The 14,573-nt window shown below is 41.0% G+C and carries 14 protein-coding genes; all 14 read left to right on the top strand.

Features of this window, described 5'->3' with window-relative positions:
- Positions 1 to 174: 174 nt before the first annotated feature.
- The 14 genes from DHX103_RS05745 to DHX103_RS05680 all read left to right on the top strand — a co-directional run bounded on the left by DHX103_RS05745 (position 175) and on the right by DHX103_RS05680 (position 14,538).
- Positions 175 to 1,752 (top strand): ATP-binding protein, encoded by a 1,578-nt coding sequence (locus DHX103_RS05745; protein ID WP_422124318.1) that lies wholly within the window; start codon positions 175 to 177, stop codon positions 1,750 to 1,752.
- 18 nt (positions 1,753 to 1,770) lie between these two features.
- Positions 1,771 to 2,439, top strand: coding sequence for a response regulator (locus DHX103_RS05740; RefSeq protein ID WP_422124317.1), 669 nt, complete (start codon positions 1,771 to 1,773; stop codon positions 2,437 to 2,439).
- A 145-nt stretch (positions 2,440 to 2,584) separates the two neighbouring features.
- Positions 2,585 to 3,607, top strand: a complete 1,023-nt coding sequence (locus tag DHX103_RS05735; protein WP_422124316.1) for a Bug family tripartite tricarboxylate transporter substrate binding protein — start codon at positions 2,585 to 2,587, stop codon at positions 3,605 to 3,607.
- Between the two features lie 71 nt (positions 3,608 to 3,678).
- Positions 3,679 to 4,137, top strand: a complete 459-nt coding sequence (locus DHX103_RS05730) for a tripartite tricarboxylate transporter TctB family protein (protein WP_422124315.1) — start codon at positions 3,679 to 3,681, stop codon at positions 4,135 to 4,137.
- Positions 4,138 to 4,152: 15 nt separating this feature from the next.
- Entirely contained in the window at positions 4,153 to 5,661 is a 1,509-nt protein-coding gene (locus DHX103_RS05725; protein WP_422124314.1) for a tripartite tricarboxylate transporter permease, read from the top strand.
- A 5-nt stretch (positions 5,662 to 5,666) separates the two neighbouring features.
- On the top strand, positions 5,667 to 7,043 hold the full coding sequence (locus DHX103_RS05720) for an SLC13 family permease (RefSeq protein WP_422124313.1): 1,377 nt from the start codon (positions 5,667 to 5,669) through the stop codon (positions 7,041 to 7,043).
- A gap of 12 nt (positions 7,044 to 7,055) precedes the next feature.
- Positions 7,056 to 8,474, top strand: a complete 1,419-nt coding sequence (locus tag DHX103_RS05715) for a bifunctional 2-methylcitrate dehydratase/aconitate hydratase (protein ID WP_422124312.1) — start codon at positions 7,056 to 7,058, stop codon at positions 8,472 to 8,474.
- Between the two features lie 10 nt (positions 8,475 to 8,484).
- A complete protein-coding gene (gene prpB / locus DHX103_RS05710) occupies positions 8,485 to 9,396 on the top strand; it encodes a methylisocitrate lyase (RefSeq protein WP_422124311.1) in 912 nt (303 codons plus the stop codon).
- Positions 9,397 to 9,480: 84 nt separating this feature from the next.
- Positions 9,481 to 10,539 carry a GntG family PLP-dependent aldolase gene (locus DHX103_RS05705; protein ID WP_422124310.1) on the top strand — a complete coding sequence of 353 codons (1,059 nt, stop codon included), beginning with the start codon at positions 9,481 to 9,483 and terminating at the stop codon, positions 10,537 to 10,539.
- A gap of 258 nt (positions 10,540 to 10,797) precedes the next feature.
- Entirely contained in the window at positions 10,798 to 11,241 is a 444-nt protein-coding gene (locus DHX103_RS05700) for a DUF4357 domain-containing protein (RefSeq protein WP_422124309.1), read from the top strand.
- A 42-nt stretch (positions 11,242 to 11,283) separates the two neighbouring features.
- The gene (locus DHX103_RS05695; protein WP_422124308.1) at positions 11,284 to 12,255 is read left to right on the top strand and encodes a LysM peptidoglycan-binding domain-containing protein; all 972 of its coding nucleotides are present in this window, start codon (positions 11,284 to 11,286) and stop codon (positions 12,253 to 12,255) included.
- Between the two features lie 194 nt (positions 12,256 to 12,449).
- Positions 12,450 to 13,358 carry a DUF6731 family protein gene (locus tag DHX103_RS05690; protein ID WP_422124307.1) on the top strand — a complete coding sequence of 303 codons (909 nt, stop codon included), beginning with the start codon at positions 12,450 to 12,452 and terminating at the stop codon, positions 13,356 to 13,358.
- A 1-nt stretch (position 13,359) separates the two neighbouring features.
- Positions 13,360 to 13,875 (top strand): hypothetical protein, encoded by a 516-nt coding sequence (locus DHX103_RS05685; protein WP_422124306.1) that lies wholly within the window; start codon positions 13,360 to 13,362, stop codon positions 13,873 to 13,875.
- A 300-nt stretch (positions 13,876 to 14,175) separates the two neighbouring features.
- Positions 14,176 to 14,538: a YolD-like family protein gene (locus DHX103_RS05680; RefSeq protein ID WP_422124305.1), complete on the top strand. Its 363-nt coding sequence runs from the start codon at positions 14,176 to 14,178 to the stop codon at positions 14,536 to 14,538.
- The last annotated feature ends 35 nt before the right edge of the window (positions 14,539 to 14,573 follow it).

Below are 14,573 nucleotides of genomic sequence, written 5' to 3'. Positions count from 1 at the left end.
TGTCATTCTAATTAATTACAGTGAAATGTATCCTTTTTTCTCGTTGAGACTTTTTTTCATTAATTTAATTCAAAGGAACACGTATAGAAAATTAATAATTCCAACTATTCTTAAATTCTAATGTTTTTCTATGGTAAAATTGCACTAAAGTAATTGATAGGAGTTGGAATCTCGATGTTTCGTGCTTTGTCTCTCCGCACAAAAATATTATTTCTCAGTACATTTGTAATTCTCATAAGCACTACAATGTATAGCTCCATTTTAGCTTATAAAGAATTTAGGGAAACAAAAGAAAATATAGGTGTAAGAGCATTGGAAATGGCTACTATCATATCGAACATGCCCAGTATTGTGAATGCAATGGATGATGATCATCCAGAAGAGATCATTCAACCGATATCGCAGTATCTGAGCAGTCAAATAGAAGCTGAATTTATAGTGATTGGAAATATGGAGAGTATTCGGTACTCACATCCTAACCCTTCTCAAATTGGAGAGAGAATGGTGGGGGGAGATAATGATAGAGCCCTGGTAAAAGGAGAATATTACGTATCAGAAGCCACAGGTTCTTTGGGACCGAGTTTGAGAGGAAAGGCACCCATCTATAATGACGATGGAGAAAGAATGGGGATTGTTTCAGTAGGTTATATGATCGAGGATATATATGCAGTGATTTGGATGAAAATATTAGAACTGGTGGGCTTTGCTTTTCTTGCTTTGGGAGTTGGCGTTATCGGAAGCTTTTTACTGGCAAGAAATATCCGTAAAGAAACGATGGGGCTGGAACCCAGAGAAATTGCAGCATTATTTCGTGATCGGGAAGCATTGCTTTCTTCAATTATTGAAGGAGTGATAGCGATTGATAAAGACGGCAGGATAACTTCCATGAATCAATCTGCACAACGGATTTTGGGTCTCGAACAACTACCGCTCAATGCCTACATTGACGATGTTCTCCCTAACTCCAAGATGAGAGAAGTTTTTAAAACGGGACCATCTATTCGGAATGAAGAAATACTGCTGGAAAATAAAGTGTTAATTATTAATCGCACATTTATTTATGAAGAAGAAGAAGTGGTGGGGGTAGTATCAACTTTTCGCGATAAAACAGATATCCAAGAAATGCTGCGCACCCTGTCGGAAATCCAGCAATATTCAGAGAGTCTTCGTGCACAAACCCATGAATATACAAATAAACTTTATGCAATTTCGGGTCTTCTACAATTGGGGCAAATCGAAGAAGCAATCGACTTGCTGCAATCTGAAAAAAGATATCAAAAAATCAAAACCCAGCATATGTTGGGGCAAATCCAGGATAAAAAAGTCCAGGCAATAATTCTCGGGAAGATGGGCAAAGCTTCGGAGCAAAAAGTGAAATTTTCAATTGATGAAAACAGTTCATTAAACTCATTACCGGAGAATATTGATATTTTAAAACTAATCAATATCTTAGGGAACTTAATAGACAACGCGATTGAGGAAGTAGCTCAGAAAATAACAAAAGAAGTTATGTTCTTTATAACAGATGTTGGTAACGACCTTGTTATCGAGATAGAAGATAGTGGGAGTGGATTTTCGGAAGAAGAAATAGACAAATTGTTTTCGATAGGATTTTCGACAAAATCCGAAAAAAAAGAAAGGGGTTATGGCTTAGCTATAGTAAAGCAAGCAGTAAATGACTTAAAAGGTACTATCGAAGTGCATTCAAATCATAAAGACAAAACGGTATTTACGGTATTTTTGCCAAAATAACTGAGGGGGAGTTATAAAATGGATGTGCTGATTGCAGAAGATGATTTCAGAGTGGCTAATATACACGAACAGTTTTTAAATAAAATCGGAAAAATTAATATTGTTGGGAAAACATCAAGTTGCAAAGAAACACTGCAATTCATTAGAAAACAACAACCCAAACTGGTTTTATTGGATAATTATATGCCTGATGGATTAGGAATCGATTTAATTGATGATATACGTGATATAAGTGAAAATGTGGATATTATCCTGGTATCAGCGGAAAATGAAATTCACTATTTCGAAAAGGCGTTACGGAAAGGTGTAAAAGGAATTATTATAAAACCGGCAACTCTTGAGCATTTTATCGGAACAATTGAAAATTACATGGAAAATAGAAAGCTGCTGGAAAATAGGGATTGTATCGATCAAACAGTCATTGATAAAATTTTCGGAGTGAAAATTGTCTCGAATAACTTTGAATCAATAAAAGGAATTGATCCTCTTTCCTTGAGGAAGGTAGAAAAAATCCTGAATGATGGCAAAGGCGGTTTTACAGCGGAAGAGATGGGAGCAGCGATGAAAGCATCCCGGACGACTGCACGGAGGTATTTGGAATACTTGGTATCTGTTGAGAAATGTTACGCGGAGTTGGATTATGGGATAGTAGGCAGACCTGAAAGGCATTATTTCTTAAAGACTTGAATGAGGTAAAAATTCAAGTCGTGAACTTTATGAACAAAATGAACCTTAAGTTCTTTATAACTTCAATTTTGTAAACGGTTACATTCAGAAAATTCAAAGTTATAATTCTATTTGTATTCAAAATTCTTACAAAGGGGATGAGCAAATGAAGAACAGATGGCTGATGGGTGTTATGGCAGCGACAATGTTAGTGGTTGCTGGGTGTAATAGTGATGCTGGCGATGAAACCGGCGGTGATGCTGCGAACGAAGGAAACGGAACTTTTGAACCTACAAGTGCAATTGAAGTTGTTGCACCTGCAGGAGCGGGCGGCGGCTGGGATACAACTGCGCGTGAAGTGGCTCGTGTATTTGGAGAAACTGGAATTATAGACGCTAATATGGCGGTAGTGAACAAAGAAGGCGGCGGCGGGGCAATTGCCTGGGCTTATATACATGAAAAAGATGATAGCCCGTATAATCTCTTTGTCTCTTCTCCACCAATTATGTTTGTACCATTAAACGGACAATCCGATTACGGTCACGAAGATTTTACACCTTTATCTAATATGATAGCTGATTATGCTGCATTTGCTGTAAGTGCTGACAGTGAATGGGATGATTTAAACGATCTATTTGATGATATGAAAGAGGATCCAGAAAGTGTTACCGTAATTGGTGCATCTTCACCGGGGAGTATGGACCATATCCAATTCGTCCGTATTGCCAAGGCAGCTGGCGTAGATCCTGAAAAAATTAAGTTTGTATCTGACCAAGAAGGTGGTGCCTTAACAGCATTGCTGAATGGTTCTGTTGATGTATATTCCACTGGAGTAGCTGAAACAGTCGAACAAGTACGTGCAGGAAATATCAAGGTGTTGGGAATTACAGCTGAAGAACGTCTAGAAGGCGATGTACTCTCAGATTTCCCTACTGCCATCGAACAGGGAATCGACGAAACTTTTGTTAACTGGCGTGGATTTTTCGGACCACCTAACATGGATCAAGCAGCCGTGGATTATTACGAGGAAAAATTCAAAGAACTTAGTGATTCAGATGAATTTGCTGAAGTCCGGAAAAAATATGGTTGGAACGAGATGTACATGAATGCGGAAGAATACAAAGAGTTCCTTGATAAAGAGAAAGAAGATATTAAAGTAATACTTGATGAACTAGGTTTAGGAAGCTAATGAGAGTGAAACCGACGCATCAGTGTCGGTTTCATTTTATTAAAGTCTACATTTAAGGAGGCGAAGTTATCTTGCTATCAACTATGAATCAACGGATTGGGCTTTTGCTCTTTGTAATTGCGGCAATCTACTTATACTATAGCTTCCAATTGCCAAACTATCCCTATACGCCAGTTGATGCAGATGTAATTCCTAAAGGGCTTGGTATTTTAATGCTTATCCTTTCTGCTGCACTTTTCTTTTCGCGCGCTAAAGAAACCGAAGAAGAAAAGAAGAAAAGGGCAATTCCCGGACGAGAATTGTTAGTCGTTTTGGCAGTGTTTGCTATGGTTTTCGTGTATATCCTTCTATTTGAATTAATCGGCTTTATTATTATGACAATGGTTTTCATTTTTATATGTTCATGGTTTTTAGGATATAGAAAGTGGAAAACCAATATTATTGTATCGCTTCTTTTTCCGATGATTTTGTATTTTATTTTTGTATTTGCCCTTGGCATCACATTGCCGAGTGGGATTCTACCTATATAAGGGGGCTTGGATAAAATGGATGCTTTTCAAGGTCTTATGGCTGGTTTTCAAGTCGCTTTAAGTTGGGAAGGTATTTTATTTGTATTAATAGGTGTAATGGTGGGTACGTTAATCGGTATGATGCCAGGATTGGGGCCTATCAGTGCGATTGCAATAATGATTCCAATTACATATGGTATGGACCCTGCACCGGCACTTGTTATGATGGCCGGAGTATATTATGGAGCAGTTTTCGGTGGTTCGACGTCTTCCATCCTGTTAAATGCACCCGGAATCTCTGGGACCGTTGCTACTTCTTTTGATGGTTATCCGATGGCACAACAAGGCAAGGCGGGTAAAGCTTTAGCGATTGCGGCCATTGCGTCTTTCTTCGGAGGAACCGTTTCAGTCATCTTGCTTATGATACTTGCTCCCGTTCTATCAAGTGTGGCAATTTCCTTCGGTCCCCCAGCTTATTTCGCTTTGATGCTTATGGGATTGACCGCAATTTCGAGCTTATCAGAAGGTTCGACGATTAAAGCTTTAATATCAGCTGTAGCCGGTATTATGGTTGTGACAATCGGAATAGATCCGCAAACAGGCACCCAAAGGTTTACTTTGGGGAATGTGAATCTATTGGATGGCTTTGATTTTCTGATTATTGCCCTTGGTTTGTTTGCAATTGCTGAAGTTTGTATGTTGATTTTGAACAGAAAGAATTCAAGTTTGAGTGAAGATCAAAAATTGGGAAGTTTGAAGTTGACGAAACAAGATCTTAAAGAGATGAGCGGCCCGATGTCCCGTCAATCAGTAATCGGCTTTATCATTGGCGTTTTACCGGGTGCCGGAGCTACAATTTCTTCTTTCATCAGTTACATTTTCGAGAAACGGATAGCGAAAAACCCTGAAGAATTCGGAAAAGGTTCTATAAAAGGCCTTGCAGCTCCTGAAAGTTCCAATAATGCTGCGACAAGCGGTGCTTTTGTTCCTCTTTTGAGTTTAGGTATTCCGGGTTCAGGAACGACTGCTGTAATGCTTGGTGCTTTTCTTGTACTGGGAGTTCAACCAGGACCGCTGCTAATGTCAGATCGCCCTGAAATTTTTTGGGGAATTATCGCAAGTATGTATATAGGAAATATATTCTTGCTAGTGCTGAATTTACCGTTAATCCCCTATTTGGCAAAGATTTTGAGCATTCCGAGACCTCTTCTTATTTCTTTGGTCATTATGTTCAGTTTAATAGGAGTATATTCCATTAGCTTTAACACATTTGACTTGTACATGTTGCTGGTATTTGGTGCGTTAGGATTTGCGATGAGATTATTCTCTTTTCCCGCTCCACCATTTATTTTAGCCTTTATATTAGGCGGTATGATGGAGCAGTCATTCAGACAATCGATGACAATTTCAAATGGGAATTTAAGTATTTTTGTTAACAGTCCACTTCCATTATCCCTAATCATTGTGTCTCTACTATCCCTTTTAGTACCGGTGTTTTTAAAGTGGAGAAGTAAAAAGATTGCGTCTAAGAGTACCGGGGTGTAAAAGTGGTGGACTCTAAGATTCTGCTCGGACTAAAGGTTTTCTTTGTTATTTTTCTAGCTGCCGCTTTGTGGCAATCGGGGATACTGGAAGCCTATTCAACAGAACAGCAATTCACTCTGCTGCTGTTAGCCATAGCGATATACTTTTGGACACTCAGTGAAGTTCCGTTCTCTGCATCGAGTTTATTACTGATTTGTCTTATTCTTATATTTAATTTGGTTGAAGTACCAGAAGACGCATTTAGAGGGTTTCTTTCGAATGCTTTATATTTCATCTTGGTTCTTTCTTTAATTTCGAAAGCTTTGGTGAAAGCTGGGATTGATAAGGTGTTTGTGAGGATTTTATTCACATTAAGCAAAGGGAATGTTCGCACGATCTTGTTCGGACTTCCCTTTCTCATTTTATTTATGCCCATTTTCCTCCCTTCAGCAATAGCCAGATTCCGAATTATGGAACCGATTATCGAACAGGTAAATACAGCGTTAAACTTAAGTAAGCATAGTTTATTCCGGAAATTCAGTATGTATGTTATTGGGATTATGAATCAAAATTCCACCATGGTTGTCTTTACTGGCGGAGGTTTTCCAATATTAGCTGCTCAACTTTTAAGGGATTTTGGAGGAGTGGAAATTTCATGGTTGGGATGGTTTATCCGGATAGCGCCGCCACTTTGGATTTCCATGCTCTTGGTGAGTTTTGGAGTTTGGTTTTATTTTAAGCGGACCACCGAAAAAATGGTCATCGAACAGGAAGTGAAGTTGGAAGGCGATAAGGAATTGCCTGAACGGTTTTGGAAAATTGTTTTGCCATTCTTTGCGATGATCATCAGCTGGATTGTTTTTGATCAGGAGCTAGTGCCGCTGATTATTGCGCCCATTTTACTTGTTGCTTATTACGCTCATCCAAGAAACGGTCTGATTACAAATGAGCTTGTCCGCAGCCATGATTGGGAAAATTTTTTGCTGCTGGGTGCTTCTTTCTCATTAGGGTATCTTATTGAAGAAAACGGAACGGCGTTGGTCCTGGCCAGTCAGCTGATGAATCTGTTGCCAGAAGGTCTTGGGGAATTGGGAAGCATGACATTCATAGCATGTTTTATATTCATTTTACGCTTCCTGTTTGTCGTGCCTTCTACATCAATGATCATCATTTTTCCGATAATAATGAGTTATGCGGAGATCTTGAATTTGTCGGTCATTTCATTAGCTTTCCTTGTGATTATGATCATAGGAGGGGTTACGATTTTACCCATACATTCTCCTACAACCTTGTTTGCATTTCAAAAAGGGGCATTTTCTAAAAGAGATCAATTCATAATAGGTTCGTATTCCAGTTTAATCATCTTTATAGTTGCTCTGACATGGGCGTATTTTATTTGGTAGGAGGAATAGTAAATGAATAACACAGATCAATTGATTGTAGATATTGCGGATTATGTAATGGATTTCGAGGACTATAGCGAAAATTCTTTGGAAACAGCAAGGTATATTTTAATGGATACGCTGGGGTGTGGTTTCCTGGCTTTGCGCTATCCGGCATGTACAAAATTATTAGGGCCGATTGTGCCAGGCACTATTGTTCCAAACGGAGCACGAGTTCCAGGAACATCTTTCGTGCTGGATCCTGTTCAAGCTGCTTTTAATATTGGGACAGCGATTCGCTGGCTGGATTATAACGACACTTGGTTAGCGGCCGAGTGGGGGCATCCTTCTGACAATTTAGGCGGTATATTGGCTGCAGGCGATTATTTGAGCCGTCAGCGAATCGCGGAAGGCAAGTCTCCATTAACGGTAAAAGATATTTTAAAAGCAATGATCAAAGCTCATGAGATCCAAGGTATTCTCGCCTTGAATAATAGTATGAACCGCGTAGGGATCGACCATGTTTTCTATGTGAAATTAGCCACTACTGCAGTGGTGACAAAATTGCTTGGCGGCACCAAACAGGAAGTTATAAACGCTTTGACTAATGCATGGGTGGATAACGGGGCTTTGCGAACGTATCGACATTTCCCGAATGCCGGATCGAGAAAATCCTGGGCCGCAGGCGATGCAACGAGCCGCGGAGTTCGGCTTGCTCTTATGGCATTAAAAGGGGAAATGGGCTATCCATCCGTTCTTTCAACTCCGCAATGGGGATTCCAGGATGTTGTATTTAAAGGCCAGCCATTTACGTTGGAAAGACCTCTTGGATGTTATGTAATGGAAAATATCCTGATAAAAATTTCCTTTCCTGCAGAGTTCCATGCGCAGACTGCAGCGGAATGCGCAGTTACCCTTCACCCTTCTGTGCATGATAAATTGAATGAAATAGAACGGATTGAAATAACAACTCATGAGTCGGCGATTCGCATTATTGATAAAAGGGGACCACTGCAAAATCCTGCTGACCGCGATCATTCTTTGCAGTATATAACAGCAATCGGACTTATTTACGGTGATGTGGTGGCTGATCATTACGAAGAAGAAACAGCTAAAAATCCGATTATTGATGAGTTGCGGGATAAGATGCATATTGTCGAAAACAAATCTTATACGGAAGACTACATGAATCCGGAAAAACGCTCAATTGCGAATGCGGTCCAAGTATTTTTCGAAGATGGAAGCAGTACCGAACAAGTTGCAGTGGAATATCCAATTGGCCATAAATTCAGAAGAGAAGAAGGCATACCAAAATTAAAAGAAAAGTTCCAGGCAAATTTAGCGACTGTATTCGCTGAAAAGCAAGCGGCCGAACTGTATGAACTATGCAATGACGAGCTGTTGTTGAATGATACTAGCGTCTCTGAATTTATGAATAAAATGACTGTATAGGAGTGATTTTGTGTCTTGGTTAGTAAATGAGGAAAGGCGCCAGGAAGATTTGGCTGACCAATTTCTGCAATTGATAAAAGGTGAAAAAATATTAAAGCTTGTGGGTGCACACGATGCGATGGCTGGGCTCATGGCCAAACAAACTGGCTTTGAGGCATTGTATTTATCGGGTGCTGCATATACCGCAAGCAAAGGATTACCGGATCTCGGTTTAATTTATTCCAATGAAGTGGCGGATCACGCGAAAGACATTATCAGGGCGACGCAATTGCCGCTTCTGGTGGATATTGACACAGGCTATGGCGGGGTGCTCAATGTTGTGCGTGCAGCAAGAGAAATGGTTGATGCAGGTGTTGCGGCAGTGCAGATTGAGGATCAATCGATGCCTAAGAAATGCGGGCATTTAAATGGCAAGAATTTAGTGTCAATCGAGGAAATGGTTCAAAAAATACGCGCTATCAAAAAGGTGGCACCAACTCTTGTGGTTGTAGCAAGAACCGACGCTCACAGTGTCGAAGATTTGGATGGCGTCATTAAAAGAGCAAAAGCGTATATGGAAGCAGGGGCGGATGCGATTTTTCCGGAGGCCTTAATAACGAAAGAAGAGTTTTCAAAAGTTAAAAATGAAATAAATGCCCCTATTTTAGCTAATATGACGGAATTCGGAAAAACTCCATATTATACAGCAGAAGAATTTCAAGAATTCGGTTGTGATTTCGTCATTTATCCGGTGACCTCATTGCGTGTTGCCGCAAAAGCATATGAAAGAGTTTATAAAGAGATTTATGAAAAAGGAAGCCAGAAAGATAAAGTGGAAGATATGCAAACAAGAAAAGAACTTTATGGTGCCATCCAATATCATGATTATGAAGCGTTGGATGAAGATATCGCCAAGACAACTTCAGAAAAATATCACGAGTAATTGATGAACATTCGGAGAAGAGCTGTAGTCTGCAGCTCTTCTTTTTTATAAATAATTTTTCAATCAAAATATAGGAGTGATAGGATGATTGATTTGAGAAGTGATACTTTAACTCAGCCTACCAACGAAATGCGAAGGGCAATGTCAATGGCGGAAGTGGGAGACGATGGACGGACTGCACCAGGTGGCAAAGGGGAAGACCCGACAGTAGTAGAGTTGGAGCGGATAGCCGCTGAAATAACCGGAAAAGAAGATGCGCTGTATTGCAATAGCGGCACCATGGCAAATTACATCAGTCTGTTAACGCATTGCAGAAGAGGGGATGAAGTTCTAATCGGCAAAGACAGTCATCTCTATAAAAATGAACAGGCTCCATTTTTGGAAGAGTGGGGCGGACTCGTTCCAGTATTTTTTAAGGAAGACAAACAAGGGTTTCCAGATCCTTCACATGTGAAAGAGGTGTTAGCCAGCAGGGATATTAAGCTACTCTGTTTGGAAAATACCCATAATTTTATGGGCGGCACCTGTCTGCTGCAATCACAAATGAAAGCGCTCTGTGAGGCTGCACATGAAAAAGGAGTTCCTGTCCATTTGGATGGCGCAAGAATCTTTAATGCCAGCATCTACTTGAACCTGCCAGTAAAAGAAGTCGTGAAAGATGTGGATACCCTCATGTTTTGCTTATCAAAAGGCCTCGGAGCACCGGTTGGATCTTTACTTTGCGGCAGCAGGGAGTTTATTTTGCTGGCAAGAAAAATAAGGAAGTTGCTGGGTGGCACTATGAGACAGGCGGGAATTATTGCAGCTGCAGGCATAGTCGCTTTGGAGTCCGAAGTCGAGAGGTTGGAAGAAGACCACAAGCATGCGTATTTATTGGCAAAAGAAATAAACGAAATAGCAAACCTCGGAATTGATTTGGAGAACGTTCATACGAATATCGTAAAAGTGGACGTATCAAACAGGGGGTTTTCCGCAAAAGAGTTGGAGCAGGAGCTGTTAGAGAGAGGCCTGAAAGTTAAAAGTGTATCGGATAAATATATAAGGCTGACTACTTATAATGGGATTCAAGAAGTCGATATATATAAAGCTTCGAAGATTTTCATTGAAGGAGTGCGGAAATTAGAAAAAGTGCCAGGTTCTTAAATAGAAGGGATTTACTATTCTGCGCAATAACAACAAAACGAAAATAGAGTTAAAAAAGATAGGCTTATCAAAAGTGTAAAAGTGAAATTTGTAGATGGGATTGAAGTCATCAATTTATGGAAGCGGACCGCCAAATGGCAGTCCGTTTTTTGCTGTCCAAATTAAATTCAATAATATGTATCCCTTTTCCCCAAAACTATCTATATACAAAGTAAGGAACCTTTTCCGGAACCTACTATATAAAAGGAGATGATAAAAATGACGAAAACCCAGTTCGTGAAAAGAATCACCCATCCGGATTACGGCGAGCTCTATCAGTTCTTCCAGTTGGATGCAGTAACACAGGAAGAAACGCCGGTTGATCCGTTCGATGCCGGAATCCTGCTGATGGCGGTGGAGGAGCAGCCCGAAATTTTGACGATCACGTCAAAACGGGGAGCGGATGCCAGCGGCTATTATGCGGGCGAAAAATTTGTCGTGGTGAAAGGGTCGAAGTTTGCAGCATCGACTACGGCAAAATGTCCGAAGAATTATGTGAAGCTGCGCGAAAAGCTGATCCTGGAAGGGCTGCTGATTCCGCTGCACAATCAGCTGTTCTTAATGGAAGATTATCAATTCGACACGCCGATGCTGGCGATGGGGACGGTCATTGGCGGCTGGGCGAAGGGGCCGCATGGGTGGGAAGAGAAAGCGCGTAAATAGCATTTCACTGGAGTGCATCAAAAATCGAAAAGGGGGCACCATATGAAAAACTTTTTAGCCTTGCCAAGCTTAGTCGATATGCGGCACAGTCTGCAGAAAAAACACAGTTACATCAAACGGAGTAAGGAGATCAGCACCCGCGTCTGGCATCATTCGCTGACGCTGTCGCATCTGGCGGGCTCGGATGCCGCCAGTTTTGCCAGACACCATATTGAAACGAACGGCTGGCCGGGCGTCGCTTATGCGATTATCGTCGAGCCGAAAAATATTGTGCAGACGCCTCGCGGCAAGCGGGCGCGGATTGTCTGGGCACATGATTTTGACCGGCGCACCTATCACGCCGGCAACGCCAATGATTATGGGCTGGGCATCTGCGTGGCCGGCGATTACCGCAATGAGCGCATGCGCGATTTTGTCAAAGAGACGGTGAAAGAGTTGCAGGCGGCGCTGGTGGCCGACGGCATCGGCCGCGAAGACAAATCGCATCACGAAATGCCCGGTTATAGCTGGAAAGCGTGCTGCGTCTTTGATTATAAAGGAGCTTTTAAATTCTTGAATAAAGACGCGATGATCGCACCGATGCCGGCAACCTATACCATTCAAGAAGGCGATACCTTTTGGAATATCGCCAATAATATGGAAGGCATCGAAGTGGCGGATCTACAGGCGGCGAATCCGGGAGTGGATCCGAAAGCACTGCGAATCGGACAAGTCATCAAGCTGGGCGATGCAAAAGGCGCTGCTTTAAAAGAGAAGGAAAAACCGGTGCAGCAAATCGCCATGAAGGAATTTGTGCGCTTGCCGAAAACGGCCAAGACCTGGAAGACGTATCGACTGAATGTGTCGCCGGTTGCGAAGAACAGCGATTGGAGCTTAACGTCTGCCCAGTTCGGCGGTCTGGAATATGAAATACTGGATCAACCACAACAGGATGTAGTGACGATCAGGACGAGCAAAGGAAAGCGGAATATTTATGTTGCGCCGGCTACTGGGGCGACGATTCATATGAAATAAAAGCGAATATAAGGATACGAAGCCGCTCATTTTCAGCTGAGCGGTTTTTTTATTTGCTGTATAGGATTACCGCTCTAGCTTTCGTGGTATAGAATGAGAACGAGTGTTCTTTTTAATGAATATTCTTATAATGGTGGATTTTTCCCAATTTTTAGCTAATAATGTATACAATAAGTTATAAAGGGGAGAAATGTATGGCTAAAGTAAAGAAAGTGGGATTTAATTTTTTTAAGGTAGTAACTAAGCTTGAAAATGGAGAATACGAACCTCTTGATATAAGTGGAATTTTGGAGCATTACAGGAGAGAGTACATACGTAATATTCCAGAGAGACAAAAGATTGTATATGAATACCAAAGGGAACCAGCTAGAGTAACTGGTATTTCAATTGATGAAAATGGGTTTTATCATATCTGGTTTGAACGTTTGTTAAACTATCAACTTCCCATTAAAACCACATTACATGGAGAATCAGAGATTATTGAAATTGAGGAAACTGAATTTGTTGGCCATGAGGTTAGTGCATTGTTTGATCCAATAGAAAGTGTATTAATGGTTCAGCGTAACCGGGATTCTCTTGGGCCAACCGCAATAGGGGAACTTCTGAATTCTTTAGTAATCGAAACCGGAGCTGCTGCTAATGCATACATGATATTAATTGAAGATAGAGAGGCAAGACAACGTGGATTAAGACAGGCGGCCTATCGAAAAATTAATGTCAAAGTAAGCGGAGCAAGTGCAACTAATCTATGGAGTAGGATTACAGGGAATCAGGATACTACAGGTGTAGATAATATCGAATTGATTGTCTCAACTGACAGAAGGAGGGACTCAGAAATTGAAGAGGGTCTGTCGCGCCAGATACTAACTCACTATGTCGATAATCCTGATACCGGTAAACTGAAAGTACATGGAAGATATGAAGAGAATGATCCAGTTGAACCGATTGATCTAATTAAGCAAAAGCTTGTGGTATTTACTACACTTGATTACGAAGAGCAAAGAAATTACAGTGCCATTGCTATTTATGAACGTATGCTAGGGCTCTATCTTGGTAATGAAGATGAGATTGGGGCTAGACATCAAATTCAAAGGATGAGGTGAAGTGAACACATTCCGGTTTGTGATAATTACCCTTGCAGCAGTTTCAGTATTCATTGGTTATTTGTTTAGCCGTTTCACAAGTATTTATAAAATTAATGGATTTGAGTTAGCTTTAGAAGGAGTTTTACTTTTTGGGAGTATAACTTTAGGCTTCTTTGCTACTTGTATTTCTATATTAGCTACTTTTATAAATACAAATATTGTTCAAGATATTATTAGAACAATTGCATTCAAAATTGATTTCATTTTAATCGCAGCAGTTACTGTTTCTAGTGGTTTTTTCGGAATAATTTTTACTGTGATTTTTCAAATTCTTATTGAGAATCAATCAGCGTCTGCGAATGTAATGGGCTGGGTAGCTGGAGTTTGGAGCGGATTAACGTTTTCGTATTTTAGCTACCTTATTCTCTTTATGATTGTGGCGCTACTAATTTTCTTGAAAACAGGAGAGAGTGTAGAAAAAAGAAAGCCAATACCTACTCGTGTAACCTATGATCCATTCAAAAAAAATGATTGAAGTCCAAACAGAGGAAACAGTCGGAAGCTTTTTATTAGTCGGACAATTTGAAGCGATTGGTAATTGTGTTGAAATTTATGCGCAGGTTTGATGTAAACAACTTGTATGCAAGTGTTCATAAAGGAAACGGAATACGTCCACCGTATCGAAGATTTACATGGAATAGAATCGAATATAGAGGGAAGAAGCCGCTCATTTTTAGCTGAGCGGTTTTTTAATTTGCCCCAAAGGATTGTCGAGCTTCGTTCCGTGGTATAGAATAAGAACAAATGTTCTTATTTTTAGGAGGGAGTGATTCTTTTGAAGAAAAATAACCAATTCAAGATGCAGGGGGATATTAAGGATCGCGGAAATATCAAATGGCAGGGGCTGATGCTGCCGGAGCATATCAAGATGCTGCGCGACTGGTACAAGGAAGATGAAGAAGTGAAGCGGCCGGATCTCGACGAGTTCGACCTGCAGCTGATCCAGGAGGAACTTGATATCGCGTTGAAGCGCAAATGTGAGGTGCTGATCGAGACTTGGCGGGACAAGCAGCTGTTCAAACACAGAGGCATCATCGAGCGCATTGATGTGTCGCACCGTGAACTGGTTTACGAGAGCCCGTTCGGGATGGAGCGGTTGATGCTGGATGAGATTGTGGCGGTGACGTTGGTTGACTAGGGGGCTGCCTTTTGGGTGGCCTTTTTTGGTGGGGA

This window comes from Planococcus daihaiensis (assembly GCF_049262615.1).
Classification (GTDB): Bacteria; Bacillota; Bacilli; order Bacillales_A; family Planococcaceae; genus Planococcus.
The sequence above is the reverse complement of the archived record's forward strand: the minus strand, read 5'-3'. Positions and strand labels throughout refer to the sequence as shown.